General features: G+C 64.0%; 33 protein-coding genes. 14 read left to right on the forward strand and 19 right to left on the reverse strand.

Annotation, left to right across the window (positions count from 1 at the left end; all coding sequences use genetic code 11):
• The first annotated feature begins 498 nt into the window (after positions 1 to 498).
• On the forward strand, positions 499 to 1080 hold the full coding sequence (locus tag G522_RS0124460) for a DUF805 domain-containing protein (RefSeq protein ID WP_156887053.1): 582 nt from the start codon (positions 499 to 501) through the stop codon (positions 1078 to 1080).
• A 261-nt stretch (positions 1081 to 1341) separates the two neighbouring features.
• On the opposite strand, the gene G522_RS28645 is transcribed toward G522_RS0124460, so the two are convergent.
• On the reverse strand, positions 1342 to 1689 hold the full coding sequence (locus G522_RS28645; protein ID WP_036840889.1) for a Dabb family protein: 348 nt from the start codon (positions 1687 to 1689) through the stop codon (positions 1342 to 1344).
• Positions 1690 to 2086: 397 nt separating this feature from the next.
• Here G522_RS28645 and G522_RS28650 point away from each other — a divergent pair, with 397 nt between their 5' ends.
• Positions 2087 to 2626: a transglutaminase-like cysteine peptidase gene (locus G522_RS28650; RefSeq protein ID WP_156887054.1), complete on the forward strand. Its 540-nt coding sequence runs from the start codon at positions 2087 to 2089 to the stop codon at positions 2624 to 2626.
• 83 nt (positions 2627 to 2709) lie between these two features.
• Positions 2710 to 3519: a hypothetical protein gene (locus G522_RS0124475; protein WP_026793263.1), complete on the forward strand. Its 810-nt coding sequence runs from the start codon at positions 2710 to 2712 to the stop codon at positions 3517 to 3519.
• A gap of 13 nt (positions 3520 to 3532) precedes the next feature.
• On the opposite strand, the gene G522_RS0124480 is transcribed toward G522_RS0124475, so the two are convergent.
• Positions 3533 to 4501 carry a quinone oxidoreductase family protein gene (locus G522_RS0124480; RefSeq protein WP_026793264.1) on the reverse strand — a complete coding sequence of 323 codons (969 nt, stop codon included), beginning with the start codon at positions 4499 to 4501 and terminating at the stop codon, positions 3533 to 3535.
• Positions 4502 to 4596: 95 nt separating this feature from the next.
• On the opposite strand from G522_RS0124480, the gene G522_RS0124485 reads away from it, so the two are divergent.
• Together G522_RS0124485 and G522_RS0124490 are read left to right on the forward strand one after the other, a co-directional pair.
• The gene (locus G522_RS0124485) at positions 4597 to 5442 is read left to right on the forward strand and encodes a LysR family transcriptional regulator (RefSeq protein WP_026793265.1); all 846 of its coding nucleotides are present in this window, start codon (positions 4597 to 4599) and stop codon (positions 5440 to 5442) included.
• 195 nt (positions 5443 to 5637) lie between these two features.
• Positions 5638 to 6156, forward strand: coding sequence for a GNAT family N-acetyltransferase (locus tag G522_RS0124490; RefSeq protein ID WP_026793266.1), 519 nt, complete (start codon positions 5638 to 5640; stop codon positions 6154 to 6156).
• A 118-nt stretch (positions 6157 to 6274) separates the two neighbouring features.
• On the opposite strand, the gene G522_RS0124495 is transcribed toward G522_RS0124490, so the two are convergent.
• The gene (locus G522_RS0124495; protein ID WP_026793267.1) at positions 6275 to 6652 is read right to left on the reverse strand and encodes a hypothetical protein; all 378 of its coding nucleotides are present in this window, start codon (positions 6650 to 6652) and stop codon (positions 6275 to 6277) included.
• A gap of 207 nt (positions 6653 to 6859) precedes the next feature.
• On the opposite strand from G522_RS0124495, the gene G522_RS0124500 reads away from it, so the two are divergent.
• A complete protein-coding gene (locus G522_RS0124500; RefSeq protein ID WP_026793268.1) occupies positions 6860 to 7168 on the forward strand; it encodes a HigA family addiction module antitoxin in 309 nt (102 codons plus the stop codon).
• A gap of 30 nt (positions 7169 to 7198) precedes the next feature.
• On the opposite strand, the gene G522_RS0124505 is transcribed toward G522_RS0124500, so the two are convergent.
• The 3 genes from G522_RS0124505 to G522_RS0124515 are packed head-to-tail and all read right to left on the reverse strand — an operon-like array spanning position 7199 to position 9202.
• Complete coding sequence (locus tag G522_RS0124505; protein WP_026793269.1) at positions 7199 to 7852, reverse strand: class I SAM-dependent methyltransferase; 654 nt, start codon at positions 7850 to 7852, stop codon at positions 7199 to 7201.
• Between the two features lie 2 nt (positions 7853 to 7854).
• On the reverse strand, positions 7855 to 8748 hold the full coding sequence (locus G522_RS0124510; protein WP_026793270.1) for an NAD(P)/FAD-dependent oxidoreductase: 894 nt from the start codon (positions 8746 to 8748) through the stop codon (positions 7855 to 7857).
• Entirely contained in the window at positions 8738 to 9202 is a 465-nt protein-coding gene (locus tag G522_RS0124515) for an Rrf2 family transcriptional regulator (protein ID WP_026793271.1), read from the reverse strand. Before G522_RS0124515 ends, G522_RS0124510 begins: the two co-directional genes overlap by 11 nt.
• A 134-nt stretch (positions 9203 to 9336) precedes the next feature.
• On the opposite strand from G522_RS0124515, the gene G522_RS30600 reads away from it, so the two are divergent.
• Positions 9337 to 9828 carry a hypothetical protein gene (locus G522_RS30600; RefSeq protein WP_245586733.1) on the forward strand — a complete coding sequence of 164 codons (492 nt, stop codon included), beginning with the start codon at positions 9337 to 9339 and terminating at the stop codon, positions 9826 to 9828.
• A 380-nt stretch (positions 9829 to 10208) separates the two neighbouring features.
• On the opposite strand, the gene G522_RS0124525 is transcribed toward G522_RS30600, so the two are convergent.
• The gene (locus tag G522_RS0124525) at positions 10209 to 10823 is read right to left on the reverse strand and encodes an SEC-C metal-binding domain-containing protein (protein WP_169453610.1); all 615 of its coding nucleotides are present in this window, start codon (positions 10821 to 10823) and stop codon (positions 10209 to 10211) included.
• A gap of 435 nt (positions 10824 to 11258) precedes the next feature.
• A complete protein-coding gene (locus tag G522_RS0124530) occupies positions 11259 to 12374 on the reverse strand; it encodes an NADH:flavin oxidoreductase (protein ID WP_026793273.1) in 1116 nt (371 codons plus the stop codon).
• Between the two features lie 101 nt (positions 12375 to 12475).
• On the opposite strand from G522_RS0124530, the gene G522_RS0124535 reads away from it, so the two are divergent.
• On the forward strand, positions 12476 to 12850 hold the full coding sequence (locus tag G522_RS0124535) for a winged helix-turn-helix transcriptional regulator (protein ID WP_026793274.1): 375 nt from the start codon (positions 12476 to 12478) through the stop codon (positions 12848 to 12850).
• Between the two features lie 19 nt (positions 12851 to 12869).
• Here G522_RS0124535 and G522_RS0124540 read toward each other — a convergent pair whose 3' ends face one another.
• From G522_RS0124540 to G522_RS28660, 4 genes are all read right to left on the reverse strand, one after another.
• Positions 12870 to 13193: a helix-turn-helix domain-containing protein gene (locus tag G522_RS0124540; RefSeq protein ID WP_026793275.1), complete on the reverse strand. Its 324-nt coding sequence runs from the start codon at positions 13191 to 13193 to the stop codon at positions 12870 to 12872.
• Between the two features lie 370 nt (positions 13194 to 13563).
• A complete protein-coding gene (locus G522_RS0124545; protein WP_026793276.1) occupies positions 13564 to 14553 on the reverse strand; it encodes a Gfo/Idh/MocA family oxidoreductase in 990 nt (329 codons plus the stop codon).
• 323 nt (positions 14554 to 14876) lie between these two features.
• Entirely contained in the window at positions 14877 to 15410 is a 534-nt protein-coding gene (locus G522_RS0124550) for an RES family NAD+ phosphorylase (RefSeq protein WP_084633391.1), read from the reverse strand.
• A 1-nt stretch (position 15411) separates the two neighbouring features.
• A complete protein-coding gene (locus tag G522_RS28660; RefSeq protein WP_084633392.1) occupies positions 15412 to 16191 on the reverse strand; it encodes a TetR/AcrR family transcriptional regulator in 780 nt (259 codons plus the stop codon).
• 102 nt (positions 16192 to 16293) lie between these two features.
• Between G522_RS28660 and G522_RS0124560 the strand changes: the two genes are divergently transcribed.
• Complete coding sequence (locus G522_RS0124560) at positions 16294 to 17025, forward strand: SDR family oxidoreductase (protein ID WP_026793278.1); 732 nt, start codon at positions 16294 to 16296, stop codon at positions 17023 to 17025.
• Between the two features lie 78 nt (positions 17026 to 17103).
• On the opposite strand, the gene G522_RS0124565 is transcribed toward G522_RS0124560, so the two are convergent.
• Both G522_RS0124565 and G522_RS0124570 read right to left on the reverse strand, forming a co-directional pair.
• Positions 17104 to 17850 carry an NADPH-dependent F420 reductase gene (locus G522_RS0124565; RefSeq protein WP_026793279.1) on the reverse strand — a complete coding sequence of 249 codons (747 nt, stop codon included), beginning with the start codon at positions 17848 to 17850 and terminating at the stop codon, positions 17104 to 17106.
• Positions 17847 to 18290 (reverse strand): MarR family winged helix-turn-helix transcriptional regulator, encoded by a 444-nt coding sequence (locus G522_RS0124570; RefSeq protein WP_026793280.1) that lies wholly within the window; start codon positions 18288 to 18290, stop codon positions 17847 to 17849. The genes G522_RS0124565 and G522_RS0124570 overlap by 4 nt, the downstream gene beginning before the upstream one ends.
• Positions 18291 to 18502: 212 nt before the next feature.
• Between G522_RS0124570 and G522_RS0124575 the strand changes: the two genes are divergently transcribed.
• Together G522_RS0124575 and G522_RS0124580 are read left to right on the forward strand one after the other, a co-directional pair.
• Positions 18503 to 19165: a nucleotidyl transferase AbiEii/AbiGii toxin family protein gene (locus G522_RS0124575; protein WP_026793281.1), complete on the forward strand. Its 663-nt coding sequence runs from the start codon at positions 18503 to 18505 to the stop codon at positions 19163 to 19165.
• The gene (locus G522_RS0124580; protein WP_026793282.1) at positions 19162 to 19458 is read left to right on the forward strand and encodes a hypothetical protein; all 297 of its coding nucleotides are present in this window, start codon (positions 19162 to 19164) and stop codon (positions 19456 to 19458) included. The genes G522_RS0124575 and G522_RS0124580 overlap by 4 nt, the downstream gene beginning before the upstream one ends.
• A 15-nt stretch (positions 19459 to 19473) precedes the next feature.
• Here the strand turns inward: G522_RS0124580 and G522_RS0124585 are convergent, their stop codons facing one another.
• Positions 19474 to 20118, reverse strand: coding sequence for a dihydrofolate reductase family protein (locus G522_RS0124585; protein ID WP_026793283.1), 645 nt, complete (start codon positions 20116 to 20118; stop codon positions 19474 to 19476).
• A 91-nt stretch (positions 20119 to 20209) separates the two neighbouring features.
• On the opposite strand from G522_RS0124585, the gene G522_RS0124590 reads away from it, so the two are divergent.
• A complete protein-coding gene (locus G522_RS0124590) occupies positions 20210 to 20728 on the forward strand; it encodes a winged helix-turn-helix transcriptional regulator (protein ID WP_026793284.1) in 519 nt (172 codons plus the stop codon).
• Positions 20729 to 20776: 48 nt separating this feature from the next.
• On the opposite strand, the gene G522_RS0124595 is transcribed toward G522_RS0124590, so the two are convergent.
• Entirely contained in the window at positions 20777 to 21700 is a 924-nt protein-coding gene (locus tag G522_RS0124595) for an NmrA/HSCARG family protein (RefSeq protein WP_026793285.1), read from the reverse strand.
• 183 nt (positions 21701 to 21883) lie between these two features.
• Here G522_RS0124595 and G522_RS0124600 point away from each other — a divergent pair, with 183 nt between their 5' ends.
• Entirely contained in the window at positions 21884 to 22288 is a 405-nt protein-coding gene (locus tag G522_RS0124600) for a winged helix-turn-helix transcriptional regulator (RefSeq protein WP_026793286.1), read from the forward strand.
• A 19-nt stretch (positions 22289 to 22307) separates the two neighbouring features.
• On the opposite strand, the gene G522_RS28665 is transcribed toward G522_RS0124600, so the two are convergent.
• Positions 22308 to 22682, reverse strand: a complete 375-nt coding sequence (locus G522_RS28665; protein WP_084633393.1) for a helix-turn-helix domain-containing protein — start codon at positions 22680 to 22682, stop codon at positions 22308 to 22310.
• A gap of 289 nt (positions 22683 to 22971) precedes the next feature.
• On the opposite strand from G522_RS28665, the gene G522_RS30230 reads away from it, so the two are divergent.
• Complete coding sequence (locus G522_RS30230) at positions 22972 to 23142, forward strand: hypothetical protein (protein ID WP_156887056.1); 171 nt, start codon at positions 22972 to 22974, stop codon at positions 23140 to 23142.
• A 1541-nt stretch (positions 23143 to 24683) separates the two neighbouring features.
• Here the strand turns inward: G522_RS30230 and G522_RS0124620 are convergent.
• Positions 24684 to 25796: a nickel/cobalt efflux transporter gene (locus tag G522_RS0124620; protein ID WP_026793287.1), complete on the reverse strand. Its 1113-nt coding sequence runs from the start codon at positions 25794 to 25796 to the stop codon at positions 24684 to 24686.
• On the reverse strand, positions 25796 to 26062 hold the full coding sequence (locus G522_RS0124625) for a metal-sensing transcriptional repressor (protein ID WP_026793288.1): 267 nt from the start codon (positions 26060 to 26062) through the stop codon (positions 25796 to 25798). The genes G522_RS0124620 and G522_RS0124625 overlap by 1 nt, the downstream gene beginning before the upstream one ends.
• Positions 26063 to 26157: the final 95 nt, after the last annotated feature.

Genomic DNA, 26157 nt, shown 5'->3' on the forward strand with positions numbered 1-26157 from the left:
ATTCAAAGCCGATCGATGCAAGGCCACTCTATCTTCTGATCAACTTACGATTACCGGCTGCAAAGGTTGGGAGGCATCCAAAACCCTCATACTTCAAAGGCAGACCAATCCACCTGACCTGAAAGGTATCCAGTCAGGACTGTTCATGTAGGCCGTGCCGGCAATGGCGCGTGATGAGTCTGAACCCTAGGGGGAGTTGGAGACCGATATCCCCCGCTCGCTCTACCTTCCCGAGGTCCTGCGCCTGAAGCGCAGGATGACAGGGTGAATTATATAAAACAATCGGTTAGCCGCGCGCCCGTATCCATCAAGTTGTCATCCTGCGCTTCAGGCGCAGGACCTCAGGCAGCAAGAGGCGCAAGGCTGTTATAGGGCGCCCTATCCAAGTCTTCGGAGGCCGGCTCGGGATGCCAGACAAGTCCTTCAAATTGTCACAGCTCGCTTCATCAACCTGAAAGGATTGGGCAGCATTCTCCTGGAGGTTGTGGGGAGCTCGGCATGCTCGGATACTTGTTTCTCTTCTACGGACGAATGGGGCGTCTCCAATATTTCCTTTGGAGCTATATCTTCGTTCCGGCGATCTTTTTCATGGCATTGGTCGTCCTGACACCGGTGTTCGCTTTCAGTCCATTTCTCAACAAGTCTCCTGTCGCCTGTTACTCGCTCGTCGCGATACCATTCGTATGTTTTCTTTGGGCGGAGTTCAGCCTTCAGGCCGTTCGGATTCGCGACATCGGTTGGAAGCCCGGCGTCGTCATGCCAGCATTCGTTGCGATCAATCTGGTCGACTTTGCTGTTGCCTATGCCGTCCCCACCTTGGCAGATGGCACCGGAATGCACACCATCGTTTCAACCATCCTCGGCATTCTCTCTACCCTGGTGCTGCTGTTCACGCCGACCGACGGCCAGGAGATCCTTCCCTTCATCATTCCCGGGTTGTCGCTGCCGAGGGTGAGCTTGGGCTTTCTTCACAAGAAACGTTCTGCCTCTCCGATCGTGCCCAAGCCGCGCCAGCAGTCCTTTGAAGAGCGCCACTATCCGCGCGAGAAGGTGCCCTTCGGCCGCCGCGGTGTGACCTGACGGGGCGCATCTTCGGCCTGGTCTGCGATGGCATATCATCGTCAGCTGGTTCTTCGTGTGAGCCCCATATGAGCCGCGGTGCCCTCTCGTCCCGAGGTCCTCTGCCTTCGCAGAGGAAGACAGAATTATATATTCGAGACAAAAGCTTGTCGGCGTGCGCCTCTATCATGTTGTCTTCCTCTGCGAAGGCAGAGGATCTCAGGCAGGATGGAGCGAGGGGCCGATATAGGGCTCCGGTTGCCTCCGCCGGTGTCTCCCTGTTCACCCCCGTACCCCTGCTGCACCGATCGTCTCCAGATCTCCCACCACCCAGTCGGCGATCTCCCTGAGTTCTTCGCCGGCTTTGATGTGCTCCGGGTGCTGAGAGAAGCGGCTGAGGGCGGCGCGGTCGCGGAACAGGGAGAATTGGACGGCGTGCCAGGCCTTGCGCTGGTCGAGGTTTTCGCTGACCTGCCAGTAGACGATGCCGGCGGCGAGGCCGCCGCAGCGGGCGCCGAGGGATTGGTGGTGCTCCAGGAACCGGCGGCGGATGTCCGCCGGTGTCCCGTCGCGAAACGAGATGAGCACGACGTGGACGAGCAGTTTGGACGTGGCGAGGTCGAGGCCCATCGGGAGCTCCTGATCGGGGTGCTTTCCTAGCAGCGCTGGGGCGCGGAAAGCTACCTCTTCCGCTGGCGGGCGCCTTCATCATCTGTATCAACGGTAGTATATCCGGCCGTCTCTAGTGCAGCGGCGACACGCTCGACACCCTTTTTGAGAGAAATTCGCAAGCGGGTAAACGGCGGCGGCGGCCGTTTAACGACTTGTTAACCGATCTAGTGAGGAAATTAGGGACGACGCAAAGAAGCGCTCGCGGGAATACATGCCCGGAGAGGACCTCGACCATCATCGCCCCTGTGCAAGTAGTGCACCGGATGCGTTTTCTTCCCGATAGTTGGGAAGGCTGCGATGCGTCAAGTCTACTCACCAAGTCCAGATTTCTGCTGGCTTGTCTGCGAGGTGTCTCTTGACTCCTGTTCTCGCTCTTCTCGCCGGGCTTGCCACGGCTCAGACATTGGGGCCCGTGGGCTTCTATGACATGTGCACGTTGCTTCAGGCGGAGTGCCAGCCCGCGGCCCAGACCGAGAGCCTCAGCTTTGCCGACATCCGACGGATCAACCGGCAGGTCAACAAGGACATCCGCCCGCAGCCCGAGCCGCCGGGGGTCGATATCTGGCTGGTCGGCCCCAAGGAAGGCGACTGCGACGACTACGTGATGACCAAGCGCCACGACCTGATCGCCGCCGGCTTCGGCAGCGACCGGGCGCGGGTCGCCGTGGGCGTCGCCCCAAACGGACAGCTCCACGCCGTTCTGATCGTCAATTTCGGGCCGCACTTCTATGTCCTCGACAACCTGACCAACGAGGTACTGCCGGTGGAAAGATCGGCCGTCCAGATCCTCACCGTTCAGTCGACGGACAATCCGCGTATCTGGCTGAAGGCGCCGGGAAGCGACGGTGGTGGCGAGCCGGTTGTCGCCGCTTCAAAGGTGCCGCCGCGACGGTGAAAACCAGCCGCGCCTAGTTTGTCTCCATAGAGTCCCGGACGCGCTCGACGAGTGCCGTCCGGCCATCCTTGCAGGAGACAGACATGGTGCAGTCCATTGCCGAAACCTACATGGGCGCGCGCGGGTCGCTGCCGTTCGAGGACATGGCGCAGGCCGGCGCGGTGAGCGGGGCGATCACGGCCAGCGGCCAGTCGGTCGTGGTGCCGATCAGCGCCTATAACGGTGCCGTCTTCGCCTGGTGGGGCACCTTCTCCGGCATCAACCTCAGCTTCGAGGCGGCCTACGAGCCGAGCCTTGCCAACTGGATCGCCATCTCCGCGCTGCCGGCGTCTGGCGGCTCGCCGGTGACCAGCCTCAGCAACCTTGCCTCGGCCAATGCCTATGAGGTCTACGCTCCCGGTGCGCTGGCGGTCCGCATCCGCGCCACGGCCTACACGTCCGGCACGATGAACGTGCGGGCCATTCCCGTGGCGATGATGCAGGATATCGCGCCGGCTCTCTCCGGTGGCGCGCTGAGCTCGATCGGCCTCGCCTCCGCCGGTTCCGGCGCCCTGACGACGGTGGCCCGGCTTGTCTCCGCAGCCGCCTCGGTGAACGCCACGGTGGCCAAGGCATCGACCGGCCGGCTCTACAAGATCTACGGCTACAACGCGGCGACGACCGTCCGCTTTCTCAAGCTCTACAACAAGTCATCCGCGCCGACCGTGGGCACCGACGTGCCGGTGGTCACCATTCCGCTGACCCCGTCGCGCGAGTTCGACATCGACCTCGGCCTGATCGGCCAGTATTTCTCCACCGGCATCGCCTACGCGCTGACCACGGGGGCCGCCGATACGGATACCGGTGCGCTGACGGCGGCCGACGTGGTGGGGCTGGCGATGTGGGTGGCGTGAGGGTGGAAGCTCATCACGGTCGCAGTAACGTGCTCCCCGCCGTCTTGCCGCCTTCGAGATCGGTGTGGGCGGTGGCGGCGTCTTTCAGGGCGTAGGTTTGGCCGATGGTGGCGGTGATGCCGCTTGTCATGGCGTCCAGTACCGCGCGGCCTGCCGATCGATAGATGTCCGCCTCCGCCGAATAGGCCATGACGCTGGGGCGGGCGAGGGCGATGGAGCGGTTGCCGCCGAGAGCGGTAACGTCGATGAGGGGGATGGGGCCAGCCGCCTGGCCGATGCTGGCCACCGTGCCGAATTTGCGCAGCACCGTGAAGGTCCGCTCCAGCACGCTGCCGCCGAGGCCGTCGATGGCGAAGTCGACGCCCTTGCCGCCGGTGAGATCGGCGATGAAGGCGGGAAAGTCGCTGCCGCGCCCGGCGATGACGTGGTCGGCGCCGGCGGTCCGCGCCAGCTCGGCCTTGGCTTCACTGCCCACCGTGCCGAACACCTCGGCGCCGAGAAGCTTGGCCCAGCGCGTCAGGATCAACCCGAGACCGCCGGCGGCGGCATGGACGAGGATGCGCGTGCCAGCCGTCACCGGGAAGACGCGGGTCAAGAGCATGTGCGCCGTCATCGCCTTGAAGAAGGTGGCGGCCGCGACGTCATCGGACAGGCCGGCCGGCAACAGGTGCAACCGCTCGGCCTTGAGTATCCGCCTCTCCGCGTAGGCGCCGACCGGCGGACCGCCGTAGACCACGCGGTCGCCCGGCGAGACGGTGCTGACGCCTTTCCCCACCGCTTCGACGACGCCAACCGCCTCGACGCCGGGAACGCCGCCGGGCAGGGGGTAGAGGCCGGAGCGCTGATAGATGTCGATGAAATTGACGCCGATGGCGGTCTGCCGCAGCAGAACCTCATCCGGGCCGGGCGACGGCAGCGCGACCGTTTCCTCTCTCAGGCACTCGGGACCGCCCGGTTGGCGCACGACGACATGCATGGTCATGGTGGGAAGCTCCTTTGGTTTTCGGGAGCAGGTTGGCATGACTTGGCTTGGTCATTAATTCCCTATATTCGATCATCGAATGGGAAAAAATTGACATGTACGACTGGGAGAACCTGCGCTTTCTGGCCGTTCTGGCGCGCGAGAGAAGTTTCTCGGCGGCGGCGCGCAAGCTGGGTGTCGAGCATGCGACGGTCAGTCGACGCCTCACGGCGCTGGAGGCCGAATGCGGCCTGCGTCTCCTCGATCGGCGCGGCAAGAAGGTGACGCTGACCGCCGATGGCGAGCGCATGGCCGCCGTGGCGCTACGCATGGAAGAGGAGGCCCTCGGCGCCGCGCGCCTCGCCTCGGCGTCGCACATCGGCCTCTCCGGCAGCGTCACCGTCAGCGCGCCGCCTGCCTTGACGGCCGCGCGGCTGATCGGCCCGTTGGTGCGGCTCCGGCAGCAGCACCCCGACCTGACGATCCACGTGGTGGGCGAGACGCGGGCCGCCTCGCTGGATCGGCGCGAGGCCGATGTCGCTGTGCGGCTTAGCCGCCCCGACAAGGGCGATCTGACCATCAGCCGCATCGGGGAAGTGACCTTCCATTTCTATGCGACGGAGCGCTATCTCAAGGCGACCTCGCCGGAGACTTGGCAGTTCATCGCCTACGGCAGCGGCTCGATGGACGACACGCCGCAATCGAGGCGCCTCAAGGAATTCGCCGCCGGCCGCCCCGTCGGCTTCTTCGCCAGTTCGCTCGAGCTTCATATGGTGGTGGCCATCGAGAACGGCGGCGTCGCCATTCTCCCCGACTTCATCGCCGAGACGGAGCCCCGCCTGGTCGCCATCGATGAGGGTCGAGAACCGCTCCGGCGCGACATATGGCTGGTCACCCATCGCGACCTCAGCCACGCGCCGGCCGTGCGGGCGGTGATGGAGGCGCTGAAGGCGGCGGTGTGAGGTGTCGCCGAGCCAACGGTCAACGGGGATGGCGTCAAGGACGGCGCGAGGAATCAGTGCCGAAAGGCGCCTGATATCTGCCACTCTCCCTCTCCCAAAGGCGACGGAGCCGATATAGGATGCCATTCACGGCCATTGCCGTCCTGTCTGGCGCTGCCGATAGCGGCTGCCGACCCGCCCCCACGGAGGCCTTGAATGGAATTGCGCTATGGCGTGGCGGGTGCCGCCGACGCGGCCAATCTGGCGGCGCTGTCCATCGAGGTCTGGCTGCATACCTATGCGCGGGACGGTATCCGGCAGGCTTTCTCGGACTATGTGCTGAGCGAGTTCACAGCTGCCAAGTTCGAGGCTCATCTATCCAGCCCCAGCCAGACTTTCGTGAAGTGCGAGCGAGGCGAGCACCTGCTCGGCTATCTCCGGATGAACTTTGCTGCCGTCTGCCCGACGGTTCCCGAGCTGACCACCGAGATCGCGACGCTTTACGTTCGGGCCCGCCACGCGCGGCAGGGCATCGGCACGGCCCTTCTGGCCCATGCATCGGACATCTGCCGGCGTCGCGGCGTCATGGGCGTCTGGCTCATGGTCAACCACGAGAACGCGCCGGCCATCCGTTTCTACGAGGCGCAGCAGTTCCAACGGAACGGCTCACGCACTTTCGAGCTGGGGGCGGAGCGGCACGAGAACTTCATTCTCTGGCGCGGGCTCACGCCTTGATGGTGCGGCACCGCTGACGCGCGAAGCTGTAGCTCGCCGTCCACCTCGACGGGCACGGTCGCGTGGTCGGTGTTCGAGGCGCTGAATGCGGCGAGGCGAGGATCTGAGAGAGGACCCTTCATGGGGCCGTGGTTCGCAATTCCAGAGTCGCCGTACCTTTGATGAGCTTGGCAATGGTTTCCCGCCACTCCGCATCAGTCATCGACAGCATTATCGGAAGCTCACGTCCGTGTATGGGTTCGCGAATTATGCTCGATACCATAAGTGTACCGGCAACAAGAATGTCAACTTTCTTGCCGACGTAGCGTTCGGTAAAACTATAAAGGTCACGACTGCTTTGGCTGGTGATGGACACATAAAAGTGGCCACCTTGGTTCCCTGTGATGTCGGTTATTGAACCGCTTTCAACCTGGAGCTTGAGGGATTCTGCCATTGCCGGCGACGCCAACAATATCGCAGTCCAGAAGGCTGCCTGTATGCAACGCATCATTACCATTCGGAGGAGCTCCCCTTGCTCGTAAGTTGTCTCTGCCTCGAGGACAACATATAAGCGAAAGCAAGCAGGGTATGCACGCTCTATGCGATCTCTTGGGAAAGAGACCCTTTCGGTTGCTCTGGAGAGGCTGATCTTCCGGTGGGACAGTGGGCGCGGCGAAGCCTCGGATCTCTATCTCGACGACCACAGCTATCGGTGAGGTGACCCATGCTGATGACCAAGCGCAAGCCGGTGACCGTCGGCGAGATCCTGATGGAAGAGTTCATGCAGCCGCTCGGCCTGACCCAGGCGGCGCTGGCCGAGGCAATGGGCGTTCAGCGCAAGCATGTCAACGAGCTCTGCAACAACCGCCGCACCGTGACGGCGGCGACCGCACTCATCCTGGCGCGGGTGTTCGGCAACAGCCCCGATTTCTGGCTGAACATCCAGCGCCGCAGCGACCTGTGGGAGGCCATGAACAGCCCCAAGGAACTGGCACGGATCGAGCGGGCGAAGCCGCTGCCGACGGCGGCATAGACGGCGAAGCTATGGCTCCGCCTTCCCATGTCACGCCAGCGCCACCCAGCCGCGCAGCGAGAAGCCGGCGTAGAAGAGGGCGATGCTGGAGAAGCCGGCCTCGCGGAGGAGGGCTTCGTCGTCCGCTGTCGTCAGCACCGGCAGGTGCGTCGCCATGGTGGCGGCTTCCGTCTCGGCGGTGGACTTGCCGGCGAAGGCGAGGGAGCGGGTGAGCCAGCGGTGGAGGTCGGCGCCGTCCGGCGCGCTGTGGTGGGCCACCACCAGCGCCGCGCCGGGTTTGAGGCGGCGGTGGATCTCTCGGAGCGTGGAGAGCCGCTCGTCGCGCTTCAGGAAGTGCAGCGTCAGCAGGCAGGTGGCGCCGTCGTAAGGGCCGGAGGGGGCGGCATCGACGATGCCTTGATGGAGGTCGGCGCGCGCCGTGAGCGGACCCAGGATGCGGCGGGCGAGATCGAGCATTTCGGCGGAGGGATCGACGCCGGTGAAGCGCCAGCCGGGCTCAGCCTCGGCGAAGGCCTTGAGCTCCAGGCCGCCGCCGGCGCCGACCACCAGGATCTCGGCAGCTGCGGGCGCGTGCTCGGCCAGGAGGATCGCCGTCATGCGATGGAGGTCGGCGTAGCCGGGCACCATTTTCCGCGCGGTGTCGGCATAGCTGGCGACGAAGGTGGGATCGTTGAAAGGTTGCATGATCATCCAAACACGAGGGTGCGGTGGGCGGAGGTGCCGGCCATCACGCCGTCGGCGACGGCGAAGCTGACGCTGTGCGGGGCGTGGGCGATGTCGCCGGCGGCATAGAGACCGGGCACGGTGGTCTTTTTCTCGGCGTTGGTTTTGAGGATCGGGCCGAGCGGGCCGTCCTCGATCAGCGCGCCGAGGTCGGCGGCGATGGGGCTCGACAGGGTGGATTTCGGCGCCACGTAGAGCGCGTCCAGCGGGCTCTCCCGGCCGTCGTCCAGTTCGATGGCCTGGAGCAAGGTGCCCTCGCCGATCAGGGCCTTTATCCTGGCCGGTTCCACCCGGACGCCGCGCGCGGCGAGGGTGGCGGCGCTGTCCGGGGCGAGATCGGCGCCGTTGAGGTAGAGCGTGGTCGGCCCCCATTCGGCGACGAGGCTGGCCTGATGGACGGACATCGGCGTCCGCCAGAGCACGCCGAGCCGGCGGTCGCTATACTCGTAGCCATGGCAATAGGGGCAGTGCAGCACCGACTTGCCCCAGCGCTCGGCAAGGCCGGGGATGGGATCGAGGCTGTCGCGGAGGCCGAAGGCGAGGATGGCGAGGCGGGAGGTGAGCGTCTCGCCGCTTGCCAGCGTGAAGGCAAAACCGCCGTCCTCGGCCCTGGCGGCGACGGCTTCGCCGTTGATCAGCCGCACGGTGGGATAGGCGGCAAGCTGCTCACGCGCCCTGGCGAGAATGTCGGCGGGGTTGCTGCCGTCGAAGCCGAGGAAGCCGTGCGACGCCGCGGCGAAGCGGTTGCGCGGCTCGCCCTTGTCGATGATGAGAACGCTGCGGCGGGCGCGGCCGAGGTAGGTGGCGGCGGCGAGGCCGGCGAAGGCGCCGCCGACGATGACGACATCAGTGGGCATGGCTGTGCTCCAGATCGGGAGAGCCACCGCGCGCCAGGTAGCGGCGGTGGAAGTCGGCGCTCAGCGCGGCGAGGGTCACTTCGCCGAACCGGCGGAGGAGGAGGGCTTCGGCCTCGGCAAACGCATCGCCCAGGGCGGCGTTGACCGCCTGCTCGACCAGGCAGCCGGGCATCTCGGTGCGGTTGCCCATGGCGAGAAGGTCCGGCTCGCCGAGCGCATCGTAGATGTCGCGCAGTGTCAGCGTGGCGAGGTCGGCGGCGATGGTCCAGCCGCCGCCGTGGCCCTTCTCGGAGCGGACGTAGCCCTTGTCGCGCAGGCCGGCCATGATCCGCCTGACAACCACGGGGTTGGTGTGCATGGCGGCGGCCAACGCTTCCGAGGTGATCGGATCGGGCGTTTCCGCCATGTGAAGGAGGACGTGCAGCACGCCCGACAATCGGCTGTCTTTTCTCATGTAACTTTATATGTTGCGTGAAAGGGCGAATGCAAGGGATCGGATTCAACTTTCGAATGGTTGAAAACCACAACGTTAAATAGACGCCTTCCGATTTTGGCTTTAGGTTCCTGCCATTCGAACTGGGGGATACCTTGAATAAGCTAACGATTGTCGGCGTGGTGGCCGTTGCCGCCGCGCTTGGCGCTTGCGCCAAAAGCCCTGAGAGCATTGCGCCATCCTATGTCAGCGAGGTCAGCTATCAGGCCTGGAGCTGCCCGCAGCTCGCAGAGGAGACGCTGCGGCTCTCCTCGGCTTACGCCTCGGCTGCCCAGCAGCAGGAGAAGGCCCGCACCAATGACGTGGTCGGCGTGATCCTGATCGGCCTGCCGGTGTCGAGCCTCAGCGGCGACAACATCGCGCCGGAGATCGGCCGGCTGAAGGGCGAGCAGGAAGCCGTGCGCAAGGCGATGGTCATCAAGAATTGCGCGCCAGCGGCCGTTCCGCCGCCCGTGACGGCGGCCAAGGCGCCGGTGAAGCCCGCTCCGGCCAAGACGCCGGCCCCCGTGGCGACCGCCCCGGCTGCAGCGCCCGCCACACCGGCGGCCGCAGCCCCGGCGACCACGCAGGCGCCGGTGAAGAAGTAAGCTGCCAGTTGCCAAAACAAGCCGCCCGTTGGTCTTCCAGCGGGCGGTTTTTCATATCAGCAGGGGTTGAAAGGCGCCTGATGCGGCCCTTAACGCCCTCTCGTCCTGAGGTCCACCTTGAATTCACGCGTGAAATCAAGCGGCCTGCGCGAAGGATGACAGTATGATGGCAGGGTTCGCGACCGTCTAGGTGTTTGTTTCCTAAATATAAATCTGTCATCCTTCGCGCAGGCGAAGGACCTCAGGCAGGATGGAGCGCGAGGCGGATATAGGGCTCCCGCACGCGTGGGACGCGACGAGGGAAATTGGAGTTGGCGTCGCTGGTCGCGGCTTCAAATCGAGCTCGCATTCCTTCGTTCAGCATGGAACGGCCCGCCGAGTTAAGTGCCCCTGGCCCCATGGCACTGTTTGAATTTCTTGCCGCTGCCGCAGAAGCAGGGGTCGTTGCGCGAGGTGTAGCGCATGGAGACTTCGATAGAGAGCTGCACGTGCTTCTGCCCGATGAAAGACAGGGGTTGTCTGAGCGCGGGCGGAACGTGAGCCGCGGCGACGCCGGGGATCATGTTCATCAGACGCGTCTTTTCCGCCGCGACCTTGAAGAGCTCGGCAATCAGCGGGTCGTCATTGTGGGCTTTCCGGATGTTGTCGCGGCGAACGCCCGGGTTGGCCGCGTCGTGGGTTGCGGTTTCATCGGGGAGGAAAAGCCGGTGGCTTTCGCCATCGACGGCCGGCGTGACATCAACCCAGGCGGCTCCGTTGCCGGGATCATAGACAGCGTGATGCTCGGCCTCGATGTAGGCACCCGGCCAGTCCCTGATGGACCAGCCGGTGCGCATGTCTCCGCCGAACCGGTCGACCTGCTTCTGAACATTGCCAAAGCTGTCCTTCGGCGTGCAATCTTCCCTGGGGGCGATCTTCACGAACAGAGGGGATGAGGGCGAAATGGCCCGGCAGAACGCCTGGACATCAGCGTTCTCCGGATTGGCTGTTTTCATCGACATGGCTCACCCCGCTTTGGCGAAACTCCGCTCTGTATAGCTGGTTCAGGAGCGAGAGACGACCTACCACAAGACGGCCCTCGCATAGGAGCACCGCGTCGCCCTTTTTAAACAAGAACGCGATCAACTGTCATTGACCATGAGCAGGATTGGGCGATGGGTGGCTATTGGGCGCCTTGTCCAATCCGCGAGAGCGGGCTTCGGCCCGCCTAATTTTTTCTGGGAGCTTGATATATCCCTTCCCACCTTCTCCTCCTGAGGTCCTCGCTTTCGCAAGGAGGACAATCTATATATTTGTTTTATATATATAATTCTGTCTTTCTTGCGAAAGCGAGAACCTCGGGCAGAATGAAGCGGGCGGTTGATATAGGGCGTCCCTCGATGCAAGGCGCACCGAGGGACGTTAGGTTGAGCTTGTTGCCTTACCGATCCTCAGGCGAGCTCTTTGAGGGCGGCGGGGTCGAAGCCTTTCAGGCTGTTGGCATCGCCGCGCTGCACCTTCGAGACCCACAGCGGGTCGGAGATCAGGGCGCGTCCCACGGCGATCAGGTCGAACTCGTCGCGGTCCATGCGCTGCAGCAGATTGTCGAGGCCGACCGCCGAGGAAGCCTCGCCCTGGAAGGCCTTGAGGAATTCGCCGGATAGCCCCACCGAGCCGACGCTGATGGTGGCGGCGCCAGTCAGCTTCTTGGCCCAGCCGGCGAAGTTGAGGCCGTTTTCGCCATCGACCTCGGGGAACTCGGGCTCCCAGAAGCGGCGCTGCGAGCAGTGCAGGATGTCGACGCCGGCTTCCACCAGCGGGGCCAGCCAGTCGGTCATCAGCGCCGGCGTCGGGGCGAGGCGGGCCGCGTAATCCTGCTGCTTCCACTGGCTGACGCGCAGGACGATCGGATAGTCGGGGCCGACGGCGGCGCGGATGGCGGCGACCACCTCGCCGGCAAAGCGCGAGCGCTCGCGGATGCTGGCGCCATTATAGCGGTCGGTGCGCTGGTTGGTGCCGGACCAGAAGAACTCGTCGATCAGGTAGCCGTGGGCGCCGTGGATCTCGACCAGATCGAAGCCGAGCCGTTTGGCTGCCGCCGCCGCCTTGGCGAAGGCCGCCACGGTGTCGGCGATGTCTTCCTCGGTCATGGCGACACCGCGCGGCGTGCCGGGCGCCAGCAGGCCGGACGGGCTTTCCACCGGAGCCTCGGGCTGCCATTCGCCGGCGCGCGTCGAGCCGGTGTGCCAGAGCTGCGGGCCCATGCGGCCGCCGGCGTCATGCACGGCGTCGATCACCTGCTTCCAGCCATTGAGCGCCGCTTCGCCATGGAAGAAGGGGATGCCGGGCAGGTTGCGCGAGGCGGGCCGACCGACCACCGTGCCCTCCGACAGGATCAGCCCGACACCGCCTTCGGCGCGGCGGCGGTAGTAGGCGGCGTTGGCGGCGCCGGGGATGCCATTGGGCGCCATGCCACGGGTCATCGGCGCCATGACGATGCGGTTGGGCAGGGTCAAGTTCTTGATGGAAAACGGGCGAAACAGCGTATCGGACGGGGTGGAGGTCATGGGCAAGGCTCCGTTGCAATCAATAAACGCTAAGGTATAATTCGTATACGTGGTGTCAATGAGGCACCTTAAATCGCCCAAGTATACTGGAGGAAACCGCGATGCCGGATTGCCGGGTTACCCTCTTCGCGTCCGATTGCCCCAGCCGGGTGCTGTTCGACCAGATCGCTGACAAGTGGTCGATGATGGTGCTGACGGTGCTGGGACGCGGCCCGACCCGCTTCAACGCCATCAAGCGACAGCTGGAAGGCGTGACGCAGAAGGCGCTGACGCAGTGCCTGCGCAAGCTCGAGCGCAACGGCTTGATCGTCCGCCGTGTCCTGCCGGTATCTCCGGTGGCGGTGGAATACGAGATCACCCCGCTCGGCCGCACCCTGGTGGAGCCGTTCGGCGCGCTCTACGCCTGGACCATGGAGAAGCTGCCCGAGGTGGAGAAGGCAAGAGAGGCGTTCGATCGGCGGATGGAGGGGGTGTGAGGGCGCGCAAACGTGAAGATCAAGCGAGCATCTGCAGTCCGTGCTTCTGGATGATTCCCAGCAGCTTCAGCGCCGGACCGCTCGGACGTTTGGCGCCGGTTTCCCACTTCTGAACTGTGGACTCGCTGGTGTTGAGATAGCGAGCAAAGACCGGCTGGCTGACGCGGTTACGCTCTCTCAGTTCCTTGATCTCTTCCGGCGAGAGCGAGGCTGGTACCGAGAGGCATGTGTCGTCGAAGGTTCTCATCGTTTCCTTGTCGATGGTGCCCGCTTCGTACATGCCCTGAACGGCGCTGTGGATGGCCTCGAAGGCGTCGCTCTTATATTTACGCTTCGCTGTCATGGCTAATCTCCACCAATGCGCCGATCTTCAATTCGGCTTCCAAGTCCTTTGATGTCTTCCGGCGGAAGAGTTATGCGAGCCTACAGTCGCAGCGAGAGATACCTTTTCACAGGTACATGGCGGCCTCAATCAAATAGCTCTGATTGATCGCAAGCGGGCGGCAGCACTGGCGGCGCTCTATAGGGGCGTTGCGATTTCTCGTCCTGAGGTCCCTGCCTTCGCAGGGATGACAGCTTGATAGAAAGCGGCGCCAAGCTATCTTATTGTTTTATATATAATTATGTCATCCCCGCGCAAGCGGGCTTGAATTCACGCGTGAATTCAAGGTGGACCTCAGGCAGGATGGGGCGAGGGGGTGGTATGGGGCTCCCTAGGTGCAGCTCATGGCCGGCTGCCGCGCCGCCTCGATCGCCTTGTGAACAAGGGCGAGCGCCGCCGTTGCTGCTTCTGGGGTGAAGGCGAGGGGCGCTTTGCCGCTGATGGCATCGGCGACGTTGGCGTAGAAATCGTGGGTACGGGCGGGTTCGAGCGGCACGCGTTCGCGGATCACCTTGCCGCTCAACTCGGTGTGGAGGAGGGCGGTCGGCGGCTCGTCCTTAGGCTGGGCGCTGTCGTGCGGGATGACCAGCGAGCCCTTCTTGCCGTGGGCGACGATCACAGGGCCGAGCTCGCGGACGAAGGTGCTGGCGCAGAGGTGCACGCGGTGGCCGGGATAGCGGAAGCGGACGTCGAAGAAATCGGTGGCGGCGCCGGGGCGGCGGAGCGAATCCATGTCGGCGGCGACGGTAAGCGGCGGGCCGAACAGGGCGAGCATGCCGTCGACCAGATGGATGCCGAGGTCGAACCAGGTGCCGGCACCGGGCAGGTTGTCTTCCTTCCACTGCTTGTGGGTGACGATGGCGCGGTAGCGGTCGTAATGCCATTCCAGCTCGACGAGATCGCCGAGGTCGCCGCTGTCGAGGTGGCGCTTCAGCGTCAGGTAGTCGGCGTCGAGCCGGCGGTTGTGGAAGACGGCGAGGATGCGGCCGGCATCATGCGCCTGTCGGGTCAGGGCACGGGCGTCGCCCTTGGTGATGGTGATCGGCTTTTCCAGCACCACGTGCTTGCCAGCGGCGAGCGCCGCGTTGGCCATGGAGAAATGCAGCTCGTTGGGCGTGTTGACGATGACGAGCTCGATGGCGGGATCGTCGAGGATCGCTTGGAAGTCGGAAATACAGGTGACGCCCTGGGGTTCGCTGCCATCGGGGCCGGAGCGACGCAGCAGGGTGGTGAGGCGGAGGTGCGGCTCGGCTTGGAGCAGCGGCGCGTGGAACTCCCGGCCCGACATGCCCCAGGCGCACATGGCAGTGTTGATGGTCATTGGCTGTCCGTTCGTGGAGCGATCGGCCGGCAGTATGGAGGTTTTGAGAGGGGGAGGCCAGAGAGGGAGAGCGATATCGGCCGCTGCGTCTTCTCGTCCTGAGGTCCTCGGCCTGCGCCGAGGAAAACAGCTTTATATGATTGAACAAGCGGATAGGTGGCGGCGCCCCGCGCCCGAGGCAAATTCCCGAGCAAGCTTGTTCCGCCCTATCCCGCCGCTCCAATTCTCAACCCGTATCCTGCTGTTTCCCTTTCCTTCAGTCTGTCTTCCTCGGCGTAGGCCGAGGACCTCGGGCAACATGGGGCGAGAGGTTGATATAGGGCCTAAAGCCCCCACTTCGGCCCATCGGCCGTCAGCGCCACCGGCATGGGATCGCCGACGATTTCCACCTTGGGGCCGCCGAGCTCGTTCCAGCGGAAGAGATTGAGGTGCCAGCCGCCGGCGATCTGGCGGGAGCGATCGATGATGCCGTCGGCGCCGGCGGCGCGGGCGAGGTCGGCGCTACGCCAGGAGGGGGGCTCGCGGCCTTCGGTGAGGGCGACGCGCCAGGAGAGGTTGGAGTGGTCGCGGTCGATGCCCAGCGCGGCGCAGACCGCCTCGTCGTGCTGGTCGATCACCCGGGCCTCGCTGATCTCCAGCGGGATGACGACGCGGGCGCGGCCATCCTCGCGCATGTAGCCAGCCGTTGCCATGATCGCCCATGCCGGCTCGGGGCTGGTGTAGAGCGCCGGCTGCCCCAGGCGATGATAGCGGCCGGCGCTGGTCGGCCCTGGCGGATCGAGCACCTGAGCTATGCGGTCGACGGTGACCGTGCGGTAGAAGCGGCCGGAGAGGGTGCGGAAAGGGGCTCGCGTCACGTCAATGCCTGCCGGATTGGGGCGGATTGGCTTCCGTCATCCTCTCGCTGGGTGGCATCTTTGTGACGCTCTCCGGGGAGGAACGCTTGGCGCCGGCGATGCGGTCGAGCCATTCGGCCATCAGCTGGCGTTCGCCGGGGGTGAGGGCGCTGAGGCTGTCGAGGTTGGCGCGTAGCGTAATGGCGGCGACCTCGGGGCCTTCGGTGGGCGTGGGGGTGGTGTCCGTGTTGCCTGGAGTGATGGCGGCGATCAGCGCTTCGCGGGCGGTGGCGGCGAGGCTCATGTCGCGGGCGTCGGTCGGCATGGCGTTGAGCGTCAGCACGGTGCCGGTGGCGACGGCCGTAATCAGCGCCGCCGCTCGGCTTTCTTCCATCCTGAGGCGACCGGCGGCAGCCAGCGCCCGCACGAAATGGCGGAGCACGCCGAGGCCGGTGTCGCTGGCCGGCGCCTCACGCGGCGCGGCGAGGATGGCGTAGAGGGCGGGGTTGTCGACGCCGAAGGCGACGTGCAGGTCGAAGGCGCTGCGGAAGTTTTCCAGCGGATCGGCCGATTGCTGGCGCGTCGACTTGGCCGCCACGTAAGCCCAGAGGCCATGTTCGGCGGCGGCCTCGAGCAGGCCCTGCTTGTCGCCGAACAGCCGGTAGAGGGTGGGCGCCTGCACCCCGGCCGCCGCCGCCACGGCACGAGTGGTCAGCGCCGCCGGTCCGCCGGAGCGGAGTAGCGCCTCGGCCGCCGCGAGAATGCGGGCACGGGCGGATTTGTCGTCGGATTCGCTCTCCATGGCCCAAGATTATCACTGGCAGCGGAGGACGGGTAGCGTTGATAGCGTCCGCATGTTATCGTTGATATCATATTCAGGTTATCAACGATATGGAGTGAAGCCATGACCATCGCAAACAAGGTCGTCGTCATCACCGGCGCGGGCACCGGCATCGGCCGCGCCACGGCGGTCCATCTGGGCTCCCTAGGCGCCAAGGTGGTGCTGGGCGCGCGGCGAGAAGCGCAGATCGCCGAGGTGGCCGAGAGCATCCGGGCGACCGGCGGCGAGGCGGCTTATCGCGCCACCGACGTGACCAGCGCGGAGGAGGTGAAGGCGCTGGTGAGCCTTGCCATCGAGCGGTTCGGCCGGCTGGACGTGATGATCAACAATGCCGGCGTGGCGCCGCTGTCCCGTCTCGACGAGGGGAAGGTGGGCGAGTGGGAGGCGATGATCGACGTCAACCTCAGGGGCGTGCTGAACGGCATCGCCGCCGCGTTGCCGGCCTTCGAGACGGGCGGCGGCCACATCGTCAACGTGGTGTCGACGGCCGGGCTGAAGATCGTGCCGACCATGGGCGTCTACGCCGCCACCAAGAACGCGGTGCGGACGATCAGCGAGGCGCTCCGGCAGGAATCGCAGGCCGGCCTCCGGGTGACGGAGATCTCGCCGGGCTTCGTTGCCACCAACCTCGGAGATTCCATGCCGGAGGGGCCGGCGAAGGAAGCGGTCGCCGCTCGGATGAAGGATATCGCCTTGCCGCCGGAAGCGGTAGCCAAGGCGATCGCCTACGCCCTGGAACAGCCGCCGGGGGTGGAGATCGGCAGCATCGTCATCCGGCCGACAATGCAGGATTGAGGGGGACGGATATCGACGGCTGAGATTTCTCGTCCCGAGGTGGAGCGAGACGCCGATATCAGGCCCCGCCTCCTGACCTCACATGTAGATCGCGCGGGCCAGGCGGACGCGGTAGTCGGAGTCGGCATTGGTGACGATGCCGCCGAAGCGTTCGGCCATGATGGCGAGCGTCAGTTCGCGGCGCTTGGGCAGGCGGTGTCGCTCGGCCGCGGCGAGGGCGGCGGGCAGTTCATTGAGGGTGAGGTCGGTGCAGTAGGCCGGCGCGCCGGGCTGCTGGCGCCAGGAGGCGGCGAGGGAGCCGGCGTCGAAAGCATCGAAGCCAGTGTCCTCGACCAGCGCCATCGCCACCTTGCGATCGGCGTCGCGGTCGGCGGAAACCGGCAGGGCGATGCGGCCGGGGCTGCCGGCCGGCTGGCCCTTGCTTGCGAATGAGGATGTGCCGATGCAATTCCAGGCCTTGGCGATCGGCCGGCCCAGCAGCCTGGACGCCCAGACGCTTTCGGCCTCGCCGGCCTCGATGGCCTCAATGGTGCCGTCGCGGTGTGGGTAATAGTTGGAGGTGTCGATCACCACCGTCTCGGCCGGCAGCGGCGAGATGAGCGGCGCGACGTCGCGCAGGCTGGCGAGCGGCATGGTGAGGATGACGGCGTCGACATCCTTCACCGCGTCGGCGGCGGTGACGGCGCGGGCGCCGTTGGCGAGCACGCTGGGGTCGATGGTGTCGGGGCCGCGCGAGTTGGCGGCCTTCACGTCATGGCCGGCGGCGGCGAGCTTGAGGGCCAGGGTCTTGCCGATGTTGCCGGTGCCGAGGATGCCGATTTTCATGGGGTGTCTCCTGTTGATGCCGGGCGGGCGAGCGCTTCGAGCGTCTGGCGCAGATCGTCGACGCCGCGATCGGTGAGCTGGCAGGCGGTCTTGATCCTGGTGGTGACGCCGCGGATCGCTGGCTCCAGCGAGCGGCCGTGGGGGGTGAGATCGACCAGCACGCGGCGCTCGTCGTCGGGGTCGCGGCGGCGGGTGACGAAGCCGGCGCTTTCCAGCCGCTTGACCAGCGGCGTGATGGTGCCAGTGTCCATGTCGAGCCGGGCGCCGAGGGCGCCGACGCTGAGTGGCGCGCCATCGAGCAGCGCCAGGATCGCCAGATATTGCGGGAAGGTGAGGCCGAGCGGCTCGAGGATCGGCTTGTGCAGCCGCGCCAGCCGGTTCGCCGCGCCGTAAAGCGCGAAGGAGAGCTGGGTGGCGATGGTCTGGCGTTCCGGGGTCATCTCTAGCGTCCTAGTATCTAGTGCACTAGAGAATGAGAGGGGATGGAAGTCAAGGAGGGGGAGGGACACGAAGGAGTGATGGGGGGGTGGGACAAGGGCCTATATCGGGCGCCCAACGCCGTGCGACCAGGAGTAAAAGCTTCGACGCAAAACGCGACGCCCCAGGTTCAATCCGGCTTTTCACTCGACTGCATTCCAGTTCATAATGAACCATGTTCCGACCGCGCCTCGAAATTCTTCCCGAACCGCAGCAACGGCTATGGCCGGAGCTGGTCGCAACGCCGCCTGCCTTCACCCTCTATGGCGGAACGGCGATCGCCTTGCGGCTTGGGCATCGGTTTTCAGTCGATTTCGATTTCTTCTCCACCGCGCCCTTCGTTCCGGCAGAGCTCTATGACGCTCTGCCGTATCTCAAGGGCGGCATTCTCCAGCAATCCGCCGCCAATACGCTGACCGTCTCGGTCGACCGGGGAGGGCCGGTACAGCTGTCCTTTTTCGGCAGGCTTCGCATCGGGCAGGTGGAGGCCGCCGATCCGGTCGAAGGTCCGGCGTTTCCCGTGGCGTCTCTCCTCGATCTTTCCGGCATGAAGGTGGCCGTCATCACCCAACGGGCGGAGGTGAAGGATTATCTCGATCTTCATGCCCTGCTGACGGTCGCCCGCATCGATCTGCCGACCATGCTGGCCGCCGCAACCATCATTTACGCAGAGGGTTTCAATCCGCTCATTGCGTTGAAAGCGATCAGTTATCACGACGATCCAGCCTTGACCGATCTGCCGACCGGCATTCGGAAGGATCTTGCGAAGGCCGTTCGCGCGGTCGATATCCACGCCCTGCCGCGTTTGGCGGCCGTGAGGGAGCGGCCCCTGCCATGAAACCGCTTCCCCTCAACGCCGACCTGCTGGAAGTTGCCCCTCGCGTGGTCTGGTTCGAGGCGCCGGAGAAGGCGTTGGCCGACCCGGTGCGTTTTCTCGCTTATGTCATGACCTACGGCAGCCCAGACGATCTGGCCGTTGTGCGCCGCTATGTGGACGACGACGGGTTCAAGGAAGCCTTGGAACAGGCGCCGCCCGGCATCATGGATGTCCGTTCCTGGGCCTACTGGAACGTCATGGCCGGCAAGGACGACATTCCGCCCATGCCCAGCCGGAGGTTCCCGGCCGGGTGATCGCGTCCTGATTTCCTATCCCTTTGTCAGCAGGACATGCGTGGCGAGTTCCGTCGCCTCCGAACTTGCCACGCGGAAACCCAGGGCGGGGATGTCGATGCCGGCGAACATGGCTTCGCCGCGGCCGAGCAGCACCGGGGAGATGGCGAAGTGCATCTCGTCGATCAGGCCGGCTTGCAGGTATTGCCGCACGGTGCTGACGCCACCGCCGATCTTGATGTCCTTGTCGCCGGCCGCCTCGCGTGCTCGCTCCAGCGCCTCCCCGATACCGCCGGTGACGAAATGGAACACCGTGCCGCCCTCCATCTCGATGGATTTGCGCGGGTAATGGGTGAGCACGAAGGTGGGGGTGTGATAGGGCGGATTGTCGCCCCACCAGCCGCGCCAGGCCTCGTCGGGCCAGTCGCCCCGGACGGGGCCGAACATGTTGCGTCCCAAGATGAAGGCGCCGAAGCCGGCCATCGCCCGCGCGGCATAGCCGTTGTCCACGCCCTCGGTGCCGCCGTCCTTGCCGATCATCGCCTGGAACATCCGCGTCGGGAACATCCACTCATGCAGTTCCTCACCGCGCTTGCCCAGCGGGTTTTCCAGGCTCTGCTCCGGTCCGGCGCCGAACCCGTCGATCGACAACGCAAAAGCTGCAACGCGCACTTTTCCCATGTCAGCCTCCTACTGATTGCGAATTAAAACCAGTTGTAAGCTGACATGACTGATCCTAGATTGCAAGCAGTTGTTTTGTAGGAGAGTCGAAGTGGATATCGAGCGGCGCTCGGGGTGCCCGATCAACCTGACGATGGAGGTGCTGGGCGACCGGTGGAGCCTTGTCATCGTCCGCGACATCATGTTCGGCAACCGCCGACATTTCCGCGAGTTGCTGGGCCGATCGGAGGAGGGGATCGCCTCCAACATCCTGGCGGCGCGGCTGAAGCGGCTCACGTCGCTCGGCCTCATCAGCAAGGTTGACGACCCAAGCCATAGCCAGAAGGCCATCTACAGCCTCACCGAGCCGGCCATCCAACTGGTGCCGGTGCTGGCGATGATCGGCGCCTGGGGGCGGCGGCACCTGCCGGTGAGCGAGGACCTCAGCATCCGCGCCGAGCTGCTGGAGGTTGGCGGCCCGGCGCTGTGGGACGAGTTCATGGGGGACCTGAGGCGCATCCACATCGAGGACCCGATCGGCGGCGCTCAGGGAACCGTGACGTCGCCGGTGCTGAAGCGGCTGACCGAGGCGTTCCTCGAGGTGAGGGCAAGGATGACGGCGGCGGGGTGAGAAAGGCGACCTATAGAGGCTGCTGAGGTCCCCCGCGTTTCGGGGATGCTAGTTCCCGTAGGCCCAGGCGCCGCCGGTCTTCTGCGCCGCTTCGAAAGGCGCGCGGCCTGTGGTGGCGAGCCAGGCGGGGAAGGGGCGGAGGTCGGGGACGAGTTGCCTCAGGGCGACGAGATCGGCCTTGCCGGTGAGGCGGCCGGCGTCGAACAGGGCGGTGAGTTTGGCGAGGAAGGGGTTCGCGGTGAGCGTCTCGTCGGAGAAGCGCTGATAGGGGATCGGGCGGCCGGCCACCTCGCTGAAGGCGGCCTCAAGGTCGGCGCCGGTTACTTCGTCGCTGGCGATCTCCAGGGTTGCGCCGCCGAAGCGGGTGGGGTCGGCGAAGGCGAGGGCGACGAACTTGCCGATGTCCTCGACGGCGATCAGCTGCATCGCCTGGTCGGGCCGGACGAAGAAGGTGAAGCGGCCCTCGCTGAGGCCGAAGCCCGGCATCAAGAGCATGTCCATGAAGGCGGCGGGGCGCAGGATGGTGGCGGTGACCGGCAGGGTGCGGATATGCGCCTCGATCCGCGCCTTCATGTCGAAATGGCCGACGCCGGTGGGCATGTCGCCGACGGCGCCGGTGGAGCTGTAGACGAGATGCTGGACGCCGGTCTCAACGGCGAGGTCGGCGATCAGCGTGCCGTAGCGCAGCTCCTCCTCGTCTGTCAGCCCCAGCTCCGGCCCCTGGCCCGAGCTCGGCTGGACGCTGAACACGCCATGAGCGCCGGCCATGGCGGCGCGGAGCGAGGCGGTGTCGGCAAAGTCGCCGCGCACCAGTTCGGCGCCGGCTTCGCTGAGCGCCACGGCTTTCGGCGAGGCCGGATTGCGCACCAGGGCGCGGACGCGCCAACCGGCTTTGAGCAACGCCGCAGCGGCCGAACCGCCTTGCTGGCCGGTTGCGCCGAAGACCAGAATGGTTCGATTGGTTTGGTTCATGTCGACCCTCATCTTCACTAGGGCTTTTCGTTGAAAAGCCCCAGGACTGTTAAGACGCAATTTCGGGCGCAAAACCGGTTCCCGCTTTTGCTGAAATTGCTTAGGAGGGGTCTTCATATATACTTGAGCGAAAAAGCCCGGAAGACGGCACATTTTTGCGCCTGGGGCACAAGGATGATACCCATGGACCAGCTCATACATGGCCGCCCGTATCATGAGGGCGAAGACGGGCCGATCTTCCGGCCTTGCGCGCCGCACAGCGTTCTCGAGCGGCTGGGCGACAAGTGGACCATCCTGGTGATGAGCCATCTGGCGATCGCGCCCGGCTACCGGCTGCGCTTCTCGGCGCTGAAGGGCGGCATCGAGGGCATCACTCAGCGCATGCTGACGCGCACCTTGCGCAACCTCGAGCGCGACGGCCTTCTCAAGCGCCACTATTTTCCGGAGGTGCCGCCGCGCGTCGAATACGAGCTGACGGCCATGGGCGCCAGCATGCTGCCGGCACTGGAAGGCTTCACCGCCTGGATCCGCGACAACTGGCCGGCCATCGAGGAAAGCCGCAGCACCTATGACGGCGCGAAGCGGTGATCGGTCGTGAGAGAGGCTTTCACACCTCCTCGCGCAGTTCCCTGACGCCACGGCCGAGCCGGCGGCGCAGCAGGTGGCGCAGCGTCGCAGGGTCGGCGTAGCCCACCTCGGCGGCGATATGGTCGAGGTCGTGGCCGAGGGCGATCAGGTGTTCGGCCCGCCGCACGCGCAGATCCTGGACGAAGGCGAGCGGCGACTTGCCGAGCACCGCCTCGGTGCGGCGCTGCAGGGTGCGCGGCGTCACCGACAGCGCCTTGGTGGCCGCCTCAAGCGAGAAGCCCTCGGCGAGATGCTCGCGCGCCCAGCGCTCGAAGCGCTCCACCAGTGGGTCGGCGTGGGCCAGGAAGTCGGGAATGATGTATTTGGCCTGCGACGGCCGCTTGTCGATCAGCATAAAGCGGGCGACCAGCGCGGCGAGCTCAGGGCTTTGCTGGCGCGGGAAGGTTTCGGCGTCTGGATCCGCGGCAACCGGCCGACCATCGAAGAAAGCCGCAGCATGTATGACCGCGGGGCAAATTTGCCTTTAGGGTTCTATGAGCGCATCATGAGCGCAGAGTGATCGTTGAGTTATGGCTATTTGCTCGCAATCCCCCCTATTTCTGGTTACCTCTTGAATTGAGCGGTTTATGAGCGTATATTGAGCATGAAAATAACATTTCTCTCGTCTGAGAGGAGAGTCCTTCATGGATGACGACAACAGCTTCCCCGTGAGATCAGGCGAGCGCCTGCTGATCCCGAGAGAATATGTTGACGGCATTTATGATGAGGACCCTGACCCGCCACCGAAAACATCGCCGCCCAAGGTAGGGAGGTTCCAGTTCGTTCTGGTTACCAATGGCGGCTTAAAACCCTAGGAGTATGGGGAATGACCCCTCTAGTCACTAAGAACAGCAGCAGACTTCAGGTTGAGGTTACCGCTCCTCAGCTGGCCCACATCCAGGCTCTTATGTCTGTCTGCGGCTTTAAGACGCAAAAAGAGCTAGTGAATAATGCGCTAACTCTATTTGAGTGGGCCATAGAAGAAGTCCAACGTGGAAAGGAAGTTGCGTCTTTCGATAAGGCGAACAATTCCTACGAGGTCCTACGCATGCCTGCCTTTACGGAGGCGGCACGCTCAGGAAATAGCAGCAGGCAGGCTGCCTCAGCGGCAGCGGCTGTATCCGTATCTCCGGCGCCAGCAACTGTTGGCTGAACTACCTAGCGTACCTATAGCGGTTATCCGCTATTGTAGGCATATATGGCTTAGATTATAAAATTCTACCAATTCTCGGAATTGGGAGGTGCCCGACGCATCACCTGGTGCGTCGGGCATTGTTTTATGACAAAGCGCCACCTTGTTTCCAAGTCTTTTATTGCTGGGGATATAGATCTAGCAGAAGATTACGAATTCATACCTGCTTCTGGCTCAGAGGAGCATGTAATAATTACTATTCATGGGATAAGGACCATCGGGTCTTGGGCAGATGATTTTATTGCCAATAATCCTCTAAGAGGTATTGTGCGGATAGATAAAATATCTATTGGGTGGGTGGATATAGTCACGTTTTTATTTTGGAATTGTAGATCAATTTTCCAGAGAGCTGCTCAAGATCTAGATTATATAATAAAAGAAAACCCTGACAAAAAAATATCTGTGATATGCCATAGTTTTGGCACGAAGGTTCTAAGCAAAATAATTAATGGTATTGATTGTAAATTCCATCATGTTTATTTCATAGGGGGTGTAGCTAACAAAGACGATTATATTTCGGTCGCCAAGAAAGCGTCTTGTTTCGTAAACGATTGTGGGCGAAGAGATTATTGGCCCTGTGTCGCTCACTTCATTAGGCCCAAGAAATATGAGGCGATCGGATATTATGGAACGCAGCCAGTCGGCGTGAATAGAGATTTTGATTCGGATCATTCTGAGTACGCATCAGCATCGCATATAAATAGTAACATTATTCCAAGTATTATAGATGCCAGAAATGGTGTGTACAGGCCAAGGTATAATTTTGTTAGAACGATTCCGACATATTGTTATAATGGTTTTCTAAGAATTGGTATAATTGCGATGTTATTTTTGTTCTTATCTATATTGTTATTTGGGATATATTGCGTCTTTAATATTTCGTGTTCTTATTTATTCGGCGTCTAGGTTTGGTGTCGCCATCTTCGTCTAGCTGCGCGCCGAATGGGCGAAGTCGATCGGCGAGGAGTGTCTCGATGCCCTCGAAGACGATCTTCAGAAGTTGGTCGGTGCTTCGCTGCCGCGCTTCGACACGGCCGGCTGGATGACGTGAGCAGTTCCAGCAAAAGTGGGAACCGGTTTTGCGCCCGGAATTGCGTGGAAACAATGAGTCAGAGCATGTTGGCGAACCGGAGTTCGCCGGACATGATCTAGGGATCAATAGGATCAGGCGTGCATCAGCCCCATCCAGCCTGACACGCCCATGTACAGGCCGATCAGCAGCATCAGCGCGCCGGAGGCGTAGGGGGCGCGGCGGGCGAAGGTGGAAAAGCCCTTCCAGTGTTTCTGCACGTGATGGACGCTGAGCGAGGCGGCGACGCCGGCGCCGACCATGGTCACCGCAAGGCCGATGGAGAAGCAGGCGACCAGCACGACGCCGAGCGTCAGTTGCTTGAGCTGCAGGCACAAGAGCAGCACGGTGATGGCGGCTGGGCAGGGGATCAGCCCGCCGGTCAGGCCGAACAGGATGATCTGGCCGGTGGTGACGCTGCCGGCGCTGCCGAAGCGGCGGCTGATATCCTGGGCATGGGCCCGGGCGTGGGCATCCATCGCCTCGCCGTCGCCGAGATCGAGGCCCCCGTGGGAATGGCTGTGGGAGTGGTCGTCTTCGCTGAAGGTGAACTCGTAGTCGTGGCTGTGGCCGGCGTGGCCGAGCGACAGGCGGGCGGCGAAGGCGTGCGGCTCGGGGATTTCCTCGCGGCTTTCCAGGACGCCGTCGAGGGCGAGGAAGGTGAAGAACTGGCGGGTGCCGTCGGGGCGGGTGGTCGTCAGCACCACGTCGTCGGCCGGCCAGCCGGCGCCGCTTTCTGCGCGCAGGCGCCAGCGCGGCGGCACGCCATCCTCGTGGATCTCAAGGGTGAGGCGGCCGTGGCCGGTGTCGATCTGGTGCGGCGTGTCGTCGTGGTGGTGATGCTCATGCGCCTCGGCCTCACGCTCCTCCTGCCGTGTGCGCCAGAACATCCACAGGGCGATGGCGACGATGATCACCGCCGAGGCGAGCTGCAGATAGGGCTCGATGGCCTCCGCCTCGACGCCCCGGCCAAGATACTGGCCGCCGAGCGCCACCGCCCAGACGACGGCGGTGTGCGACAGCGCCGCCGACAGGCCGAGCAGCACCGCCTGCAGGATGGTGCCGCGAATGGCGATGATGAAGGCGGCCATCATCGTCTTGGAATGGCCGGGTTCCAGGCCGTGCAACGCGCCGAGCAGGATGGCCGTCGGCACGAACAGCCATGCGTGGGCCGTTCCCTGCTGGAGGAGGGTGGTGAAGGAGTCCATTACAGGTACTTCGAGAGGGACTTGAATTCGTTGAGCGCCTGCCTGGCGCTCTCGGCGTCCTCGACAGCCGCGTCGGCGATGCAATGTTCCATGTGGTCCTGGATCAGCGTGCGCTTGGCAGCGTGGATGATGCTCTCCACTGCCTGAAGCTGCTGGGCGAGCTCCAGGCAGGAGCGCTCGTCCTCGAACATCTTGATGACCGAGGCAATCTGGCCGTTGGCCTGCTTGAGGCGACGGATGATGTCGGGGTGCGAGGCGTGCTTCATATGGGTACCCTACTCCCTAGGGGGTAGGGGGTCAACACGGGCAGGACGCGCCCCGTCCATCGGCGAGTTGAACGCCGCTCCTCGCGAAAATTTCA

The sequence above is a fragment of the Pleomorphomonas oryzae DSM 16300 genome, assembly GCF_000422965.1.
Classification (GTDB): Bacteria; Pseudomonadota; Alphaproteobacteria; order Rhizobiales; family Pleomorphomonadaceae; genus Pleomorphomonas; species Pleomorphomonas oryzae.